At 40.5% G+C, this 18,318-nt stretch carries 12 protein-coding genes, 3 pseudogenes and 1 other annotated feature; of the genes and pseudogenes, 2 read left to right on the forward strand and 13 right to left on the reverse strand.

Annotation, left to right across the window (positions count from 1 at the left end):
* Window positions 1–427 precede the first annotated feature (427 nt).
* Window positions 428–544 (reverse strand): annotated as a pseudogene (locus ADJ60_RS11875) (PhrA family quorum-sensing system peptide); the annotation flags it as partial.
* A gap of 188 nt (window positions 545–732) precedes the next feature.
* On the opposite strand from ADJ60_RS11875, the pseudogene ADJ60_RS10400 reads away from it, so the two are divergent.
* Both ADJ60_RS10400 and tnpA read left to right on the forward strand, forming a co-directional pair.
* Window positions 733–1,591: pseudogene (locus ADJ60_RS10400) on the forward strand (helix-turn-helix domain-containing protein).
* A gap of 188 nt (window positions 1,592–1,779) precedes the next feature.
* Window positions 1,780–2,294 (forward strand): annotated as a pseudogene (gene tnpA, locus ADJ60_RS10405) (IS200/IS605 family transposase).
* Between the two features lie 183 nt (window positions 2,295–2,477).
* Here the strand turns inward: tnpA and ADJ60_RS10410 are convergent.
* The 12 genes from ADJ60_RS10410 to ftsA all read right to left on the reverse strand — a co-directional run bounded on the left by ADJ60_RS10410 (window position 2,478) and on the right by ftsA (window position 18,168).
* Window positions 2,478–5,186: an ABC transporter permease gene (locus ADJ60_RS10410; protein ID WP_049544853.1), complete on the reverse strand. Its 2,709-nt coding sequence runs from the start codon at window positions 5,184–5,186 to the stop codon at window positions 2,478–2,480.
* Window position 5,187: 1 nt separating this feature from the next.
* Window positions 5,188–5,889 (reverse strand): ABC transporter ATP-binding protein, encoded by a 702-nt coding sequence (locus ADJ60_RS10415; RefSeq protein WP_049544854.1) that lies wholly within the window; start codon window positions 5,887–5,889, stop codon window positions 5,188–5,190.
* 130 nt (window positions 5,890–6,019) lie between these two features.
* Window positions 6,020–8,431, reverse strand: a complete 2,412-nt coding sequence (locus tag ADJ60_RS10420) for a glycoside hydrolase family 95 protein (RefSeq protein ID WP_049544855.1) — start codon at window positions 8,429–8,431, stop codon at window positions 6,020–6,022.
* Between the two features lie 52 nt (window positions 8,432–8,483).
* Window positions 8,484–9,176 carry a phosphoglycerate mutase gene (locus ADJ60_RS10425; protein ID WP_000240129.1) on the reverse strand — a complete coding sequence of 231 codons (693 nt, stop codon included), beginning with the start codon at window positions 9,174–9,176 and terminating at the stop codon, window positions 8,484–8,486.
* Between the two features lie 145 nt (window positions 9,177–9,321).
* Window positions 9,322–12,114: an isoleucine--tRNA ligase gene (gene ileS / locus ADJ60_RS10430; protein WP_049544856.1), complete on the reverse strand. Its 2,793-nt coding sequence runs from the start codon at window positions 12,112–12,114 to the stop codon at window positions 9,322–9,324.
* A gap of 45 nt (window positions 12,115–12,159) precedes the next feature.
* Window positions 12,160–12,365, reverse strand: a binding site (T-box leader).
* A 1-nt stretch (window position 12,366) separates the two neighbouring features.
* Entirely contained in the window at window positions 12,367–13,242 is an 876-nt protein-coding gene (locus tag ADJ60_RS10440) for a DivIVA domain-containing protein (protein WP_049544857.1), read from the reverse strand.
* A gap of 8 nt (window positions 13,243–13,250) precedes the next feature.
* The gene (locus tag ADJ60_RS10445) at window positions 13,251–14,036 is read right to left on the reverse strand and encodes an RNA-binding protein (RefSeq protein ID WP_049544858.1); all 786 of its coding nucleotides are present in this window, start codon (window positions 14,034–14,036) and stop codon (window positions 13,251–13,253) included.
* Window positions 14,033–14,296: a YggT family protein gene (locus tag ADJ60_RS10450; protein ID WP_004257761.1), complete on the reverse strand. Its 264-nt coding sequence runs from the start codon at window positions 14,294–14,296 to the stop codon at window positions 14,033–14,035. Before ADJ60_RS10450 ends, ADJ60_RS10445 begins: the two co-directional genes overlap by 4 nt.
* Window positions 14,296–14,829: a cell division protein SepF gene (locus tag ADJ60_RS10455; RefSeq protein WP_049544859.1), complete on the reverse strand. Its 534-nt coding sequence runs from the start codon at window positions 14,827–14,829 to the stop codon at window positions 14,296–14,298. Before ADJ60_RS10455 ends, ADJ60_RS10450 begins: the two co-directional genes overlap by 1 nt.
* A gap of 9 nt (window positions 14,830–14,838) precedes the next feature.
* Window positions 14,839–15,510, reverse strand: a complete 672-nt coding sequence (locus ADJ60_RS10460) for a YggS family pyridoxal phosphate-dependent enzyme (RefSeq protein ID WP_004261850.1) — start codon at window positions 15,508–15,510, stop codon at window positions 14,839–14,841.
* A 4-nt stretch (window positions 15,511–15,514) separates the two neighbouring features.
* Window positions 15,515–16,771, reverse strand: a complete 1,257-nt coding sequence (gene ftsZ, locus ADJ60_RS10465; RefSeq protein WP_045605920.1) for a cell division protein FtsZ — start codon at window positions 16,769–16,771, stop codon at window positions 15,515–15,517.
* Window positions 16,772–16,788: 17 nt separating this feature from the next.
* Complete coding sequence (ftsA, locus tag ADJ60_RS10470) at window positions 16,789–18,168, reverse strand: cell division protein FtsA (protein ID WP_004257776.1); 1,380 nt, start codon at window positions 18,166–18,168, stop codon at window positions 16,789–16,791.
* Window positions 18,169–18,318: the final 150 nt, after the last annotated feature.

Here is an 18,318-nt window from a genome sequence, read left to right on the forward strand (position 1 = left end):
ATTATTTGGATCACGATAGCCTCCATAGGTCCACTCGCCACCACGGTGAGAAGCTACCAAAACAGGAAGAGCCAAACTAAATGCCAAAACGGCAAGGGATGATGCAACTACATATTTTAATTAGAAATCTCAGTCTGAATTATAGTATCCTATTTTTTCCTCCTTTCTAACTGCACGTTCCTTTCTACAGGCAGAGACCTAATTTTATAAACTAATCTTAAATACCTTAGATTTTGTAACTCATAATTTTCAACAGTTGGTTAGCTATGAAAGCATTTTATCAAACATCTCCATTCTTATATCTATCTGGTATTGTTACAAGCTCTCATAAGAATACCTTTCTCTAATAGTTGAATTTTAAAGTAATACGACATCAATCAGCCTTCCCAACATCAAGACCATTGGACTTCTTTTGTGATTGCACTCAAATCTTCAATTGTTTATTCTTCTGAATAAACTGTTGGTAAGGAATTGTATTACTAAACGTAAAAACCCCTAGTAATGCTAATATAGCTAATTTTTGAATTCCACAATTTTTCTTCATTCGTGAAACCCTTTTCTTTTTCGTTATTCTTATTTTAACAGATATATTTTATGTAGCCAAGCATTTTTATGTAATTTTTGACTTTTTTTTATTTATTACCATAAAGAATTATTTGTTTCTTTAACTTACTATTTTGAACTAAAAATTTTATAATGAAATTAAGTAAATAGGAAGGTTTATTATCTTTAATGAATACACTCGCAGAGAAATTCAGATTGAAAAGAGTTGAGACTCTCCCAACAAACTCTTGCAGAAGGAATTTGTGAACAAAGTCAGATTAGTAAAATTGAGAGAGGGCATTTCATTCCCTCCGCAGACCTTTTGTTCAAACTCTCACAACGGCTCGAAGTGCCATTAGATTATTTTTTTAATGAACAAATTGAAATTAAATCTAACCTCTCTAATTTCAAGCAATTATCTGCTCGACTATTAGATGACAGAAATTATGATAATTTGGAATATATTTATAGAATAGAGATTGAACGAAGTACTTTTCTAACACTAGAAGACCGAACTTATCTTGAATGGATTAAAGCTATTATTGACTTCTATCAATATGACAGTAAGTGTGAGGCAATTTCTTCATTGGAAAATATATTATTAAAAGTCTCCTCAAATACTCTGATTTATTTAAAGGCATTGAATACTCTATCTAATTTCTATTCCTTAGTGGGTCGTGAACAAGAATATGAGGCAAACTACTCTCATTTGATGGAGTTATATCAGACAAAAAATTTTGAGCATCAAGAGTTTTTATTTGGCTACATCAGAGTTCGTTACAACTACGCTCACTACCTAGTATCAAAGGAAAAATATAATGAAGCCATCCAAGAAGCTCTTGAGACGATTGAACTCTGTAAACAAAGACAGACAAGCTACCAACTGGCTCCTCTACTTATTCTTGTAGGAAATGCTGGAGCTAAATTTCTAGACAAAGAACAAGTCAAAAATTATTATATAGAAGCAAGAGAGTTATGTAAGATTTATAACAATCCTTTAATGTTGATGAAGATAGAAAATTATTTGAAAGAATTAGATACTGTTTAGTTAATCTTGACATTATAGTTTTTCTGAAACGTTAAATAACCTGTAAGGCTGATAGTGAAATTAATACTATCAGCCTTATAATTATGTGACTATTAGTCCGTCTCGCTCCGCTAGGTGCGAGACAAAAAAACTCCAAACGCAATACAATAAAGGTGTTCAAGCCAATTGTAAAGCGAAAGGAGAAAAATATGGCACAAAAGGCTCATAGTTTATCGCACACAAAGTGGCACTGTTCTATCACATTGTGTTCACCCCTAAGTATAGACGAAAAGTCATCTATAATCAATATCGAAGTAGTTTAGGCGAAATATTTCATCGCTTGTGTAGTTATAAAGGAGTTGAAATTATCGAGGATCACTTAATGCCAGACCATGTACACATGTTAGTAAGTATTCCACCAAGGATAAGTGTTTCGAGTTTCATGGGTTATTTAAAAGGAAAAAGTGCACTCATGATGTTTGACAAACACGCCAATCTCAAGTACAAGTTTGGGAATCGGCATTTCTGGGCGGAAGGTTATTATGTGAGTACGGTTGGACTCAATGAAGCCACAATTAAGAAATATATTCAAGATTAAAGAAATTATCCAGTGGATGATTTCTTCACGAGTATGAAAATTCGAGAACGAGTAAAACATGATATAGCACTAGATAAATTGAGTGTAAAAGAATATGAGGATCCCTTTAGGGATAGTGGTAAGTAATACTAAAGCCTCTTTAAGAGGCAAGTGACGAGTCAAGAGCAATAAGGCTTGAACAACGTGAAAGCCAGCGTCTTGAGGCGCTGGCTGGTAATTTGGGCTTATAGCTCTGGGACAAACCACCCGTTTGACGGATGGTCATGATTTACGAGTAAATATAAGTTCAAGCTACTAAAAACAACTACCTTACTCTACAGATTTCAAGGCTTCAAGCATATCAACCTTTCTCAGATGATGATTGACGAAGAAACCAAGCAAGGTCAAAATGATGCTTACTGCTGCCACTGGGATTACATAGACTTCCCAGCCTACCTGCGGATAAAAGAGAATAGTAGCAGGCGAAATCATTTGAATCAAAAATTGATGTAAATAGAAACCAGATACCAAACCAAGTACGATTCCCACAAGGGACAGCACAATCGTCTCACGGTAAATGTAGAGAGTGACTTCATTATTATGAAAACCGAGAACCTTGATAGTGGAGAGTTCACGGATTCTCTCAGCTACGTTAATGTTGGTTAGATTGTAAAGGATAACGATAGCCAACAGAACCGATACGATGACCAAGATGGTCATAGTCTGATTGAGTGAGCTAGCGACGGAGTCAAAGAGTCGAATGGCTGAAGCATTTTGGACAACGCTGGACACCGCAGCTTGATTCATAAGTAAGCCGGCCTGCCTTTCGATACTAGTTGCACTGGTATCCCTTAGCGAAACCAGATAAGTGTTGGCTTGGGGTAGCTGGCCGTAAATTTGCTCATAGCTAGCCTGACTCATATAAATAAAGTGACCAACGTAGTTCTCAGTAATAGCAGCAACCGTTAATTCCTTACCTTCAATTTCTAGAGTTTGTCCAACCTTGACACCTGCCAGCTGGGCAAGTTTAGCTGTAATAACGATGCCATCTTTTAATGTCAGCTCCTGCTGATGATGTTGCAGATGGATAAAGGGAGTCAAATCCTCCTTCTCTGTCATCATAAGAGTAACAGTCTGAAGACCAGCCTTGCCTTTAAAATCCTTGTCTAGCGTCTTAGAATAAATTTTCTGGTAGGCTTGAATAGCCTGACCTTTCAACACTTCTTCTAGATTTGCCTTGTCTTGATTGGTCGCACTAAGATTTTCAGAGACAATCATTTGATACTGTTGGATTTGTTGAAACTGTCTATACGGAACTCCTGCTACAGAGGATTGAATTCCCAAACCTGCAAAGAGCAGAGCGACTGAACCTGCCACACCAAAGATCGTCATCAACATCCGCTGTTTATAACGGAAGATATTACGGGCTGTTACCTTATGGGTAAAACTGAGACGACGCCAGATAAAACCGATGCGCTCTAGTAAGATTTTAGCTCCTTTAACAGGAGGTTTAGGTAATAAAAGCTGGGCTGCTTCATCATGAAGTTCCCTACGAGCTACCAAGTAGGCTGGTAACACACTCGCCAACCAACTCAAGACAAGAGCCAGTAAGCTATAGGTCCAATAGAACTGAATCTGGGTTTCTCCCACCACCATGCTTTTTGTAATGACACTTGAAATCACACCGGCTAGTAAATAATGTCCAAGTATGCTACCCAGAGCTGTTCCGACAGTTCCAGCTACTAGACCGTAGAGGAGAAATTTGGCGATAATATCCTTACTGCGATAACCCAAGGCCTTAAAAATCCCTGCATGAGTTCGCTCTTCATCCACAAAACGAGTCATAGTTGTAAAGGTCACCATAGCTGCTACGGCATAAAGCACTACAGGAAAGATATTGCCCACTGCCCGAATACTGGCTGAAGCATTACTGTACATGAGATAGCCTTGACCGCCAGGCATGGTCTGACGATTATATACTTGATACTTGGGCTCAGCTAAATCATCCAAGGCTTGCTGATGTTTTTCTAGTTTTTCCTTTTCTTGGGCTAGATTTTGTTCAGCCTGCTTTAGTTTATCCTCTTCCTTACTCAATTCCTGCTTGGCTTGGGTAAGTTGAGCACTGGCCTGCTCTCTCTGAGTTTGAGGAAGCAAGGCTAGTTGACTTTCCTGAGCCTGTAAACGAGCTTGAGCAACTGCTAAACGACGCTTGCCTTCCTGCAAATTAGTATCAGCCTTGTCAAGGGTCTCTTGGCCTTTGTCTAGAGACTCTTGGCCTTCTTTTTTCAAGAGTTGCAAACGTGCCTTGCCATTATCTGACAAAGCTTGTTCTAGGTCTTCCTGATGCTGTTTGGATTTTTCTTCATAAGTTGCTGAAAAAGCATTTAAACCTGACAAATCTTGATATTTTAAACGAGCTATATTGTAGACTTTCTGATCAAACTGACTAGGTAAAATCACCCCATAGGCTGTCAGAGTCCCACTTCCACTTGCTGCGTAGCCCATATCTCGCTGGGAGAGGATTTCAGCTGAATCCACAAAACCAGTAATGGTATAAGTATGGTCTTTTAAAGAGGAATGACCCTCTTCTTTTTCTTTAAAACTAATCTCCTGTCCCACGCTGTATTGGCCTTGCAAATGAGTGGCCAAAGCGATTTCCTTGTCGGACTTAGGAAGTCGTCCCTCTCTTAGCTGAAAGGTTGAAATTCTCTCTGGTTTGGAGTACAGCCGAATGGCATTCTGCCCATTCTCCATAGTCACATCTGTCAAATAGCCAAACTCAACCTCTGCGCCCTCCGTCTGTTCTAGTTCTTCTTGATCTGCTTGATCCAAACCATAGTTAGACATGACTGCCAAATCCAAGGTTTGAGCAGTTGTTAAATAAGCATTAGCTGTCACCTCCATGTTTGGGCTAGTCACTTTGAGGCCTACTAGGACTAGAGACCCTAACATCATCAAGGTTAAGATGGATAAAAAACGCCCCTTGGAGGCTGTGAAGGACTGAATTAAGTCCTTCCAATAGGTTTTTCGCTTGATCATGCTAGTACTCCAAACTGTCGATATCCTGAGGATGCTGGTTGATCACCACATCCTTGACACTGGCATCGTGCATATGAATCACGCGATCAGCAATGGGCGCCAAAGCTCCATTATGAGTCACGATGATCACCGTCGCTCCCTTTTGACGAGACATGTCTTGGAGGATTTTCAAAACCTGCTTACCCGTTTGATAATCCAAGGCCCCAGTCGGTTCATCACAAAGGAGGATTTTAGGATTTTTGGCTACCGCGCGTGCAATGGAGACTCGCTGTTGCTCCCCTCCAGAAAGCTGGGCTGGAAAATTATTGAGACGATGAGCCAGACCTACATCTGTCAAGACCTGTTCAGGATTCAAGGCATCTGTCACGATTTCTGAAGCCAACTCCACATTTTCCTTAGCGGTTAGATTGGAAACTAGATTATAAAACTGAAAAACAAAGCCTACATCATTGCGGCGGTAATTGGTACGCTGGTGGGAACTATAGTCTGCAATATTGGCACCATCAATCCAGATTTCCCCCTCATCATTGGTATCCATTCCCCCAAGAAGGTTAAGAACCGTTGACTTACCTGCACCAGATGCACCTAGAATAATAACCAATTCACCCTTTTCAATCTCAAAATTCACATCACGATTGGCCACAATCTCCGTGTCCCCAACCTGATAACGCTTGTAACAGTGTTTCATTTCAATATAAGCCATCAGACCCACCCTCTCTCAAACAAATTACTTCCTACTACCATTATAACGCTTTTTCAACTAGTTGGAAACTGCTTACATTCTTAAATCCTTATTAAAAGGCAGTATCAAATTACTGCCTTCTATCACCTTCTTAAAAATAAAATTGAACCATATCGCCTTCTCCAGTCTCCACTGAAATACAATCTTTCCCCATACATTTCACTTCTGCTTTTTCTTGATTGACTTCAATCACACTTTTTTCAATACCTGGATAAGAGACTCGCAAATCTCCTCCACTCCTTGATAAAATGCTCATCTGTAAGAGTTTTTTATCCTCCCACCTCATGCTAACTTCAAAATGTCCACGTGCCATTAAGCCTGAAACAGAACCTGATGACCAGGCATCAGGTAGGGCGGCTAGAGGCACCAGATAAGCTGTATGAGACTGGAGTAACATTTCTGCCATACCACTAGTAGCACCAAAATTACCATCTATCTGAAAAGGTGGATGGCTACACCAAAGATTGGGCAAGGTGGATGTCTTTAACTGCTCTGCTAATAATTTATGGGCTCGATTGCCATCTCCCAAACGCGCCCAGAGATTGATCTTATTAGCCTTGGACCAGCCTGTTCCCCCATCTCCACGATCATTGAGGCTAGCACGTGCCGCATCAAGATAGTCTTGCCCCTTATGACTAAAGAGAGTTCCAGGATAGAGTCCCACTAGATGGGAAGCGTGACGATGTTGGGCCTCCACTTTCTCATTTTGAAAATGCTGCTCTTCCTCCTCATACCACTCCCTGATTCGACCAGATTGAGTGATTTGCAGAGGATTTAGTAAATCAAATTTTTCTTTGACTTCAGTCAACAAATCCGCATCCAGCCCCAATTCCTGAGCAGCCTGAATAAAATCATTAAATAACTGCCAAATCAGAGATTGGTCATAGGTATTGCCAATCGAAATCGGCCCATGTTCTGGCGAATAAGACGGAGAAGAGACCCAACGCTGCGCCTGCTGATCCTCATGTAAAAAATCATTCCAAAAACGAACGGTTTCCCTCAACATGGGATAAATTTTCTCCCTGAGATAGTCTTGATCCCTATAAAATGAATAGGCTTCATAAACAGTTTGCATCATCCAAGCATTGGCAGCTGGTGACCACCCCCAGTAATAATCCCAACCAGGTGCCGTCCAGCCAAAAGGAGTCGCTTGAGTATGAACCAGCCAACCATTCTCCTCCCTTTCCTGAGAAACGATGCCTGCATACCTTGCAGCCGCTAGGCGACCATAGACCCGCAAATCATCGATATAGTTGATAACCGGAAAAGCCGTTTCTAAGAGGTTAGTCACATAGGCTGGCCAATAATTCATCTGCAGGTTGATATTCAAGTGATAGTCCGAATTCCAAGGAGGATTGTCGATCGCATTCCAGACCCCTTGTAGGTTAGCTGGTAGAGCATCTGGACAGTCTCTAGAAGAACTAATCAATAAATACCGTCCATACTGGAAGAACAGCTCCTCCAAAGCCTGTCCCTCTTGTGGCTTATAATTTTTTAGCAAATCATCTGTAGTGGATACGTCAACATCAGCTTCCAAATCCAATTGAACACGCTGGAATAATGCTTGGTAGTCCTCAATATGCCTTGATTTCAATTGGGTATAGCCCTTTTCTTTAGCTATATCCACTAAGTCCTTTACCTGTTGCTCTAAATCTATTTTCTTGCGATAATTACTAGCAGGATTTTGGGCAAAATCAGTCTTAGCAGCCAAGAAAAGATTGGCATAACTGGCTCCTGATATCTGAACCTTATCTGACCAAACTCTAATATCCCCATCTGTTTCCCAAGCTAGACAACTAGCAAATTGGAGGGCATTGTCCTTGACCCGCCCCTTCATCAAGATATGAGAAGCAGAGATATCCAGCTGGCATTTCTTATAATCAGACTTCTCCTGCTCATACTTTCCATCAGAAGCCAAATCACGACTCAGCGACAGTTCTATAGTAAAATCTAGAGTTTCCGCCCCTTCCATAGTAAAGCGCTGAACCAAGAGATTATCTGGAAAACTCGCAAAAGCTTCACGTTCAAATTTCGTTCCCTTATAGACATAAGAAGTCGTCGCAAGCGCCTTACTGATATTCAGCTGTCTCTGGTAATCCGTCACCTGAGACAAAGTCTTGCCTTGCTTGCTAAACTCAATATGAATATCCCCAAAAGACAGATAGGTCCCATATTGACTCGTTTTGGGCCCGACCAGGTGATGTTCAGCCAGTTCCTTAGCAGTATTGTAGTCTCTCTTCTCCAAAGCCTGCCGAATCTTACCTAAAAAAACATACTGATCCTGAAGATTTCCACCCTGATAATCTGAACTATCAGGAAGTGGACCACCAGACCAGAGACTTTTTTCATTGAATTGAATCCGTTCAGCCCCTATAAGACCAAATATTTTTGCCCCTAAAGAACCATTACCTATCGGTAAGGCCTCTTCTTCCCAACCCTTATATGTTGTTGACGCTGGTTGCTTGTAGGTCAGTACATAATCTTGTTTTTTATTACTTATCATACTACCATACTAACATAAAAAGCCTAGAAATCAATTCTAGACTTACAATTTTTTATTTTCCAAGGTAGTATTCAGAAACTACGTTCAATTTTTCGTCGAATTCGAATACCAATGGTGGGAAGTTAGGGATTTCCACGTCCATGATTTCGTCATCTGACAAACCTTTGATGTGTTTTACAAGGGCACGGATTGAGTTACCGTGAGCTCCTACGAATACGTTTTTACCATCTTTAAGAGCTGGAGCGATTTTATCTTCCCAGAAAGGAAGGGCACGTTCCAAAGTCACTTTCAAGTTTTCAGCATCTGGGATAACTGAGTCGTCAAGTGAAGCGTAACGACGGTCAGTGTGAGCTGAGTGCTCATCATCACGGTCCATGTTTGGAGGCAATACATCGTATGAACGACGCCAGATGTGAACTTGCTCATCACCAAATTGCTCAGCAGCTTCAGCTTTGTTTTTACCAGTCAAACCACCGTAGTGACGTTCGTTCAAGCGCCATGATTTTTCAACTGGAACCCACAATTGGTCAGAAGCTTCAAGAGCCAAGTTCGTTGTTTTGATAGCACGTTTCAATACTGAAGTGTAAGCTTGGTCAAATTCGATACCAGCTTCTTTGATCAATTTACCAGCGTCAATCGCTTGTTGTGTTCCCTTTTCAGACAAATCAACATCAGCCCAACCAGTGAAAAGGTTAGCTTTGTTCCATTCAGACTCACCGTGGCGAGCAAAAACCAATTTTACCATTAGATGGATTCTCCTTTAAATTTTCCGAGGTTTTCCCTCGTTTATCTATTCTATTTTACACAATTTTTCACAAAAAAGCTAGTCAAAACCAAAAAGGAAAGGACTGTTTGACAATCCTTTTCCTTATTTGTATCATACAACAAACCTATTTCGCTTCAAATCCTTCTGCGACTGCTTCCGCAAAGTTTTCTTCTACGATGCTTGCACAGTGGTCACAGATGACTGCGTGGTAGCTACGTTCTGCTGTTGTTGGGTCGATACGACGGCAACGGTCACATACTTCACCTGCAGCGCGTTCAACTGTAAAGGCTACATCTTCGAAGCTAACAGCAGCTTCTGGAGCTGGTCCCTCTGCGATGGTCAAGTCTGACACGATCAAAAGTTGAGCTACATTGCTGTTTACTGCTTCGAGCAGAGTTTTCACCACTTCATTTGGATAAACTGTCAAGTGTGCTTCAAGTGATTTACCGATAACTTTGGCATTACGCGCTTCTTCCAAGGCTTTTTGAGCTTGTCCACGGAAGTCCATGAAGGCTGCCCATGTATCCAAGATTTCTTCTTGGTTAGCAAAAGTTTCTGCTTCTGGCAATTCTGACAATTGAACGAAGTCTTCGGCTTCAAACTCTAGATATGACCAGATTTCCTCTGCTGTGTGAGGAAGGATTGGTGTCAAGAGTTTAGTGATTTTGACAAGAATGTCATAGAAAACAGTTTGCATTTGACGGCGTTCCAGTGATTTGGCACCTTCGATGTAAACAACATCTTTAGCAAAATCAAGGTAGAAGGCTGACAAATCAACGTTGATAAAGTTCACCAAGGCCTTGTAGATTGTCAAGAATTCAAAGTCCGCATAGGCATCACGAATGGTCTTGACAAGTTGGTTAAAGCGAATCGTCATGTACTTATCAACTGAACGAAGTTCATCGTAAGCGACTACATCTTGAGCTGGGTTAAAGTCAGATGTATTGGCAATCAAGAAACGAAGAGTGTTACGGATCTTACGGTAAGTTTCAGAGACTTGGCTCAAGATATCCATAGAAATACGCACGTCATTGCTTGAGTCAACACTTGTTACCCAGAGACGCAAGATTTCAGCACCAAATTGTTTTTCAACATCACTTGGAGCAATGGTATTTCCAAGAGATTTAGACATCTTCTCACCTTTACCATCAAGGGCAAAACCTTGTGACAAGATTTGTTTGTAAGGTGCTACGCCATGGTTAGCAACTGATGTGATGAGTGATGAGTTGAACCAACCACGGTACTGGTCAGAACCTTCTAGGTAAAGGTCTGCTGGGTAAGTCAACTCAGGACGGTTTACTACCACTCCATTCCATGATGAACCTGAGTCAAACCAAACGTCCATGATATCAGTTTCTTTTTTGAACTCGCCATTTGGTGAACCTGGATGAGTAAATCCTTCTGGTAAGAGGTCTTTGGCATCACGTTCCCACCAAATGCTTGAACCATGTTCCTCAAAAAGTTGAGCCACGTGTTCAATAGTTTCAGCAGTCATGATCGCTGTACCATCTTCAGAATAGAAGATAGGAAGCGGAACACCCCAAGCACGTTGACGAGAGATAACCCAGTCGCCACGGTCACGAATCATATTGTAAAGACGGACTTTACCCCATTCTGAGTGGAATTTCACTTTTTCAATTTCATCCAAGATTTCTTGGCGGAATTTAGAAACTGAGGCAAACCATTGTGGTACTGCACGCCAGATAATTGGTTTCTTAGTACGCCAGTCAAATGGGTATGAGTGAGAGATTTCTTCTTGGGCAAGAAGGAGGTTACCAAGTTTTTCAATAACAGTTGGGACAACCTTATCATAGAATTGACCTTCAAACTCAGGACCAGCATTCTTCATCATGATACCACGTTCGTCAACAGTCACTGCGACTTCAAGACCATTAGCAATACCAACATTGTAGTCGTCCTCACCAAAACCAGGGGCTGTATGGACAATACCAGTACCAGAGTCAGTGGTAACGTGATCACCAAGGATAACCAACTCATCTACAGCTGTATCCCATGGGTGTTCTGTTACGATGTAGTTCAATTCTTGACCACGGTAAGTTGCCAAAACTTGAACATCACCCCAACCAAACTTCTCAGACAAGCTAGCCAACAATTCTGCAGCAACCACAAACTTGCGATCTTCACCAGCAGGTTGAACCAAAACGTAATCAATATCTGCACCAACAGTCAGACCACGAGAAGCTGTGATGGTAAATGGAGTTGTTGTCCAGACTACGATATAAGTATCTGTATCTAGAACACCTTTGCCATCTTTTACCTTGTTGGCATAGTAAAGGGAAGTTGAAACCAAATCATGGTATTCAATCTCCGCTTCAGCAAGGGCTGACTCAGATGACCAAGACCAGTAAACTGGTTTTGCACCACGGTAGATATAACCTTTATTAGCCATCTCACCAAATACACGGATTTGAGCTGCTTCATAGTCAGGAGTCAAAGTCACATATGGATTTTCCCAGTCACCAGAAACACCTAAACGTTTGAAGTCTTCGCGTTGTTTATCTACTTGAGAAAGAGCGTATTCACGGCAAAGTTTCAAGTACTCAACCAAGTCCATTTCTTTACGTTTGACACCTTGTTTTGCCAAAACTTGCTCGATTGGCAGACCATGTGTATCCCAACCTGGAATATAAGGAGCATAAAATCCTGACATAGACTTAGAACGAACAATGATATCTTTTGAAATCTTGTTCATAGCGTGTCCAACGTGGATATTTCCGTTAGCGTATGGAGGGCCATCATGCAAGGTGAAATGAGGTTTTCCTTGGTTCAATTCTTGACGACGTTGATAAAGCTTTGCATCTTCCCATTCCTTTTGCCAAACTGGCTCTTTGGTAGGAAGTCCTGCACGCATTGGGAAAGCTGTTTTCCCAAGGTTAAGGGTATCTTTGAGTTTCATGGTATCTCCTTTATAAATAATAACAAATTAAAAACCACGACTGCCAAAAAGGACGAAAATCGTGGTACCACCTTTATTCGGAAAAAGATTTAGTCTTTCTCCCTCTTATCCCGTAACGTGGGGAACGTCAAGTCTTACTAGCTTCAGACTTGAGTTTTTGAGAGGATAATCTTATCATTAGGGATTGCAGGACTCACACCATCTCCTGCTCGCTGGAAATATAAGGATAAGATATTGTTCTCAAATTATTTCTTATAAAATTGTAACAGATTCTTGCGGTGCCGCAAAACCTGGTTCTGAGTTTACAGCTTCAGTAGCTGGTGTTGGTCCTGAGTAATGGCTTGGAGCTACTTCTGGCTCTTCATACATTGGACCAACTGGATGAGCTGGGCTTTCTTCAACAACCGGAGCTGGTGAAACCACTTGTTCCTGCTCAGCTCTTGCTTCGGCTTCTGCAAGTTCCTTATTGGCCGCTTCGATGCGCGCTTGCAACTCTGCCATTTCCTCGGGAGAAAACTGGCGAGTAATATCAATTGGTTCTTCCTCTGGATGTTGTTGCAAGACAGAGTCACCTAAGACTTCGCTGACCACTTCTTTGAAGGCCTCATCACTTGTCTGAAGATAAGTAGCTGTTGGGCGAAGAATATCTTCCCAATCTGAAGATTCAACAATTGCTAACTGGCTCTCAATTGTAGATTTAAGACGTTGATGGAAGACACGACTCTTGTTTTTTAATTCTTCTGTTTCAACAGCAACCTTCTTGGCATTGTCAGTTGCTTGACGAAGAATTTCATTTGCCTTGTACTTAGCTTCTTCCAACAAACGTTGGGCATCTTGCTCTGCTTGTTGGATAATATTGTTTGAACGTTCCGTTGCAGCTTGTTTTACTCGCTCTGCTGTATCTTGTGCAATCAATACAGATTGACTCAATGAATCTTTCATCTCATCAAAGTAAGACAAACGCTCTTCCAAACTCTTAATTTGTAAATCCTTATCATGATTAGAGCGAACCAAATCTTCATAATCACGGACTACAATATCTAAAAACTCATCTACTTCTTCTTGATCAAACCCTCTGAAGCGTGTGCTAAAAGTTTTATCTTTGATTTCTAACGATGTAATTGGCATATTTTTCCTCACTTACTTAATAACAATTGGACCGTTAATTTCTTTTTATCTTTTTTTGTTTGCCCATTATCTCTAACGAGTTTCAATCGACCAAATTTCCTTACACTAATCAGATCACCAACTTGAACTGTATAATCTGATTTTTCAACTAAATGGTAATTCACTTGGACTGCCTGTTTTTCAATTAACTGACTTGCCTGATTTCTAGACAGCTTGAAGACACCTGCTAGAAAAACATCTAATCTAGAACTAGCAATACAAATATCTAATTCTTGATAATCTTCTACTGTAGCAATTTTCTCAGTAAAATGCCGTTCTTCTAGACGAACCGGTAAACGAGCAATTTTCGTAATACCATCTTGAAAAAGGAGCATAAACTGTCGATTAATGATAATCTGTGCTCTCTCTTCGTTGACTAAGATATCACCAAATAGCTTCCTATCAATTCCCAGCTGATTTAAAACAGTCCCTAATATTTTTGCATGCGTTAAGCGTTCAAACTTATTAGGATAGACAATTTCTTGCAAGGATAGTTCAAAATCAGAAAATTCCGGCTCAAAATAATCAGGATACAGGAGTATCCGCACATATTCAGTTTCAAGAAACTGCCGACTGCTCATGTAGGAGATGCCGTTGGTTGATGCTAGAACTTTTAAAATCTTTTCTTGATGGGGATTTACAAAGGGTGTTAAAAAAGGAGAATAAGAATCTTCTACCTTTTTTATCCATTCTACTCCCTTATCAATAAAAGACGAATCATTCTTAGAAAAGTGTTGATAAATCATCTTGTTCATAGAAAGATCACTAAAAGTCGAATCAATTGTTCCCCTAGGAAGTGAACTAGTAATACCGCAATCCAAACAGACAAGTCAAGACCTGCAATCTGGAGGGGCAAACGTTGCAAGGGAGCTATTATCGGTTTCACTAAACTAATAATCAAGCGTCCAAGACGTGATTCATAAGCATTGGGAAACCAAGACATCAGAGCAAACACGATTAAAATCAGTGAATAGATATCCACTGCATTTTGAACAAAACGAATGAGAAAGATCATTATCTCACTCTCGTACGTTTCATATCAAAGCCAAATTCACCATTTTGTGATTCATCTGGAATTTTGATATCTTCAATATTGACGACAACATCAACTGGTGTCAGCAGGTACATAGTAGATGCTACCTTTTTCATGTTACCAGCTAAAACGTGACGCGCCCCATCCAGATAATCCAAACAACGACGTGCTTGAACTTCTGTCATATATTGAAAATCAATCAAAATACTTTCGTTGCCAGCTAATAAATCAACAATATCTGTGGCATCTTCGTATTTACGTGGATAACGAACATCAATTGTCACCTTATCAGTAGAACGTTGACTTTGCATAGCCAACTCTTGTTGACGGGCATGAAGACGAGTGATGTTTTTATCTTTAGATGGCGTGCTACCAGCTTGTTGAGGCAACTCTTGAACAGAAGGGACTGGAGTCACAATCGGCTCTTCAGCTTTAGGCTGAAATGCAGTACCAACATCTTCTCCATCTTCTGTAAAATAATCTATAAATTTATCAAATCTATCTTTTAAAGACATATTTCTTTCCTATTTAAAAAATGCTGTACCAATTCTGACAAATGTTGAGCCAAATTCAATCGCTTCCTTGTAGTCACGACTCATACCCATACTCAAGTCCGTCATTGGCATATTGGGAATTTGTTTTTCTCTAATTTCTAGTTGCAAATCCTGCGTAGCTTTAAAAATTTCTTTCAACTCATCACTACTAGCTTCAAAAGGAGCCATGGTCATCAAGCCGACATATTCAATTTTATCTAAGGTGGCCAATTCTGGCAAGAGCTCCAGTAGTTCTTCCCTTGAAAAACCATGTTTGCTCTCTTCCCTTGAGATATTTACTTGTAAGAAACACTTAACAACTCGGTCACTTCTTTTTTGAATTTCCTCTGCTAGCTTTAATGAATCCAAAGCATGGAAATAATCAACATACTGAATGACATCTTTGACCTTGCGTCTTTGCAAGGTTCCAATCAAATGCCAGGTAATATTTCTATCTTTTAAAGCTTCATATTTCTCAAGAAATTTATCCACACGATTTTCACCAATATGATGCACACCTAGCGGAAGCAAAGCCTCCGCTGTCGGTACGTCTACATATTTTGTAACAGCAACAACCGAAACAGAATTGGCTTCTCTTCCTGACTGCTGACTTGCATCTTTTATTTGTTGAAAAACACGTTCTGTATTTTCTTTCAAATTCATTTACTTAACGATTTTTGAAAAATGGAGGAGTGTCTAATTCATCCTCATCGTGTAAAGATGGCGCTTCGAAACGTTCAACTGGTGATACCACTGAATCAGTTGGTCGAACAATTGTCTCACGACGCAAGTCCCAATCACCAAATGCTGAAGTTTGAGAAGTTTCTGTGCGACGAGGCGCTGGACTTGGAATTTCTGCAGTTTCAGCCATATCAAACTGACGATTATGATTGTGTGCATGATTAGGACTTGCTTGTTCATGACGGACAGCTTGTCTTGGTGCATGGCCCACAACTTTTTCAACACGATCTTGACGAACACCAGTTGCAACGACTGTCACACGAATTTCATCTTTCATGTTTTCATCGATAGATGTTCCGAGCCAGATGTTCACTCCTTGACCAGCTGCTTGGTTGACAATTTCTGAAGCTTCTTCTGCTTCAATCAAAGTCAAATCAAGACCACCAGTAACGTTGACGATAACATCCTCAGCACCGTCAATAGTTGTTTCAAGAAGTGGTGAGTAGATTGCCTTACGAGCTGCTTCTACCACACGTTCTTCACCACTACCGATACCGATACCCATTAGGGCGTTTCCTTTATTTGCCATAACTGTTTTCACATCGGCAAAGTCAAGATTAATCAAACCAGGGTTTGTGATCAAATCAGTAATCCCTTGAACACCTTGGCGAAGTACGTTATCTGCTTCGCTAAGAGCTTCAAGAAGTGGAGTTTTCTTATCAACAATTTCAAGCAAGTTGTTGTTTGAAATAATCAATAGAGTATCCACATGCTCACGAAGTTGATTGATTCCTTCTACAGCATACTGACCACGTTTGCTTCCTTCAAAACCGAAAGGACGTGTCACAACACCAACTGTAAGAGCACCTAAATCTTTAGCAATGCGGGCAATAACAGGAGCTGCACCAGTACCAGAGCCACCTCCCATACCTGCAGTAATGAAGACCATATCTGCTCCAGTAATAGCTTGAGTCAAGGCTTCTTCGCTTTCTTCAGCTGCCTTTTGACCAACTTCAGGTCGACCGCCAGCACCCAAACCACGAGTCAATTTAGGGCCTAACTGAATTACAGTCTCAGCTTTTGTACTACTCAAAGCTTGTACATCTGTGTTTGCTGCGATAAATTCTACGCCTGCAACACCTTCGTCAACCATGCGGTTAATGGCGTTACCGCCACCTCCACCAACACCGATTACTTTAATAACTGCACCTTGAGCTGCTGCTGTATCAAATGAAAATGTCATAGTTTATTTTTCCTCTTTTATTCATCAAACATGCTTCCGATTAAGCCACGGAAACGATCTGCGATTTTTGGTTTATTTTGAGAAGATACTTTATCTTCTTTCGGAGCAACTACGTTCGTAGAAGCTGATTGCTCTACCTCAGTATTTTGAACTGGTTGAATAGGGGTAGGTTGTGCTACTTGCGTAACGCGTTGAATCATCCCACCAAAATTAATTGGTTGGTGACGCAAAGTATCCTCACCCTTGACTGCTCTTTGTGCTAATAAATGCACCTCAGTCAATTGACCAGCAAATTCAGACAAGCTAATCACATGAGCAAAGGCAGGATTACGGATTCCAACTTGATTTGGAACGTAAAGTTTGACACCAACGCCAAAGACTTCCTGTGCAAGTTCTACAACACCTGGTAAAATAGCATTTCCACCAATCAGAACAATCCCACCTGGAAGATCCAACAAATGTCTTCTTTCCAACTCTTGTTTGATTTGTTCAAAAATGTGCTTAATGCGGGCTGAAATAATCTCTGCTAGGTAGCTTTCTGTAACTTCTACAGGCTCTACTTCACCAATTACTTCAACTTGGAAGGTTTCATTGCTTGCAAGTGAAGGGTAGGCTTCACCATAGTTTAATTTCAATCCTTCAGCTAATTTCTGTGAAGTCTTCAAGACTTTAGAGATATCTTTTGTGACATAATCTCCACCTTCTTGAAGAATATTTGTAAACTGGAGTTCTTGGTTACGGATTGTAGCAACAGTTGTTTGACCTGCTCCCATATCAATCACAGTAGCTCCAAATTCACGCTCTCCTTCGTTCAAGACTGAACGAACCAAAGCCAATGGTGAAATAATAATATTTTCAACTTGAACACCTGAGCGCTCAACTGTCTTGCGTAAATTGTGAAGAATAGTACGTGGACCTGTGTAAAGCAAACCACGCATTTCAAGACGAACCCCCATCATCCCACGTGGATCACGAATACCTTGGAAACCATCTACGATAAATTCTTCTGGAATAAAAGTAATGACTTCACGATCTGGTGTCATACTCTTTGTCAAGGCTGATTTAACAACATTTTCAACATCTTGATCTGTAATTTCTTTTGTATCAGATGTAACTGGAATCATACCTTGAGTTGGTTCTACCTGCAAAAGATTTCCAGGCAAACCAACATTCACTGATTTGATTGAAATGCCAGCTTTCTCTTCTGCTTGGGAAATAGCTGACTTGATAGCAGTTGCTGCTGCTTCAATATCAACGATAATCCCATCCTTTACACCTTTACTCTTGGCATTACTTACACCAATTACGTTTAGTTCACCATTTCTATGCTCGGCAACCAATACTTTAATCGAATTAGTTCCGATATCTAAGCCTGTAAAAAAACCATCTCTAGCCATTACATCGCATCCTCTCTCTTCCAAGTTTCAAACTTCTATTCAATATAGCTAAAATAGGGCATAGCTATTCACAGAATATTATAACACAAAAAATCCAATCGTGCTTAGTTTTTCCTAAATTTACTTACCATTTTTTCACATTCGTTCCTT

The organism is Streptococcus pseudopneumoniae (assembly GCF_001076775.1).
Taxonomy (GTDB): domain Bacteria; phylum Bacillota; class Bacilli; order Lactobacillales; family Streptococcaceae; genus Streptococcus; species Streptococcus pseudopneumoniae_G.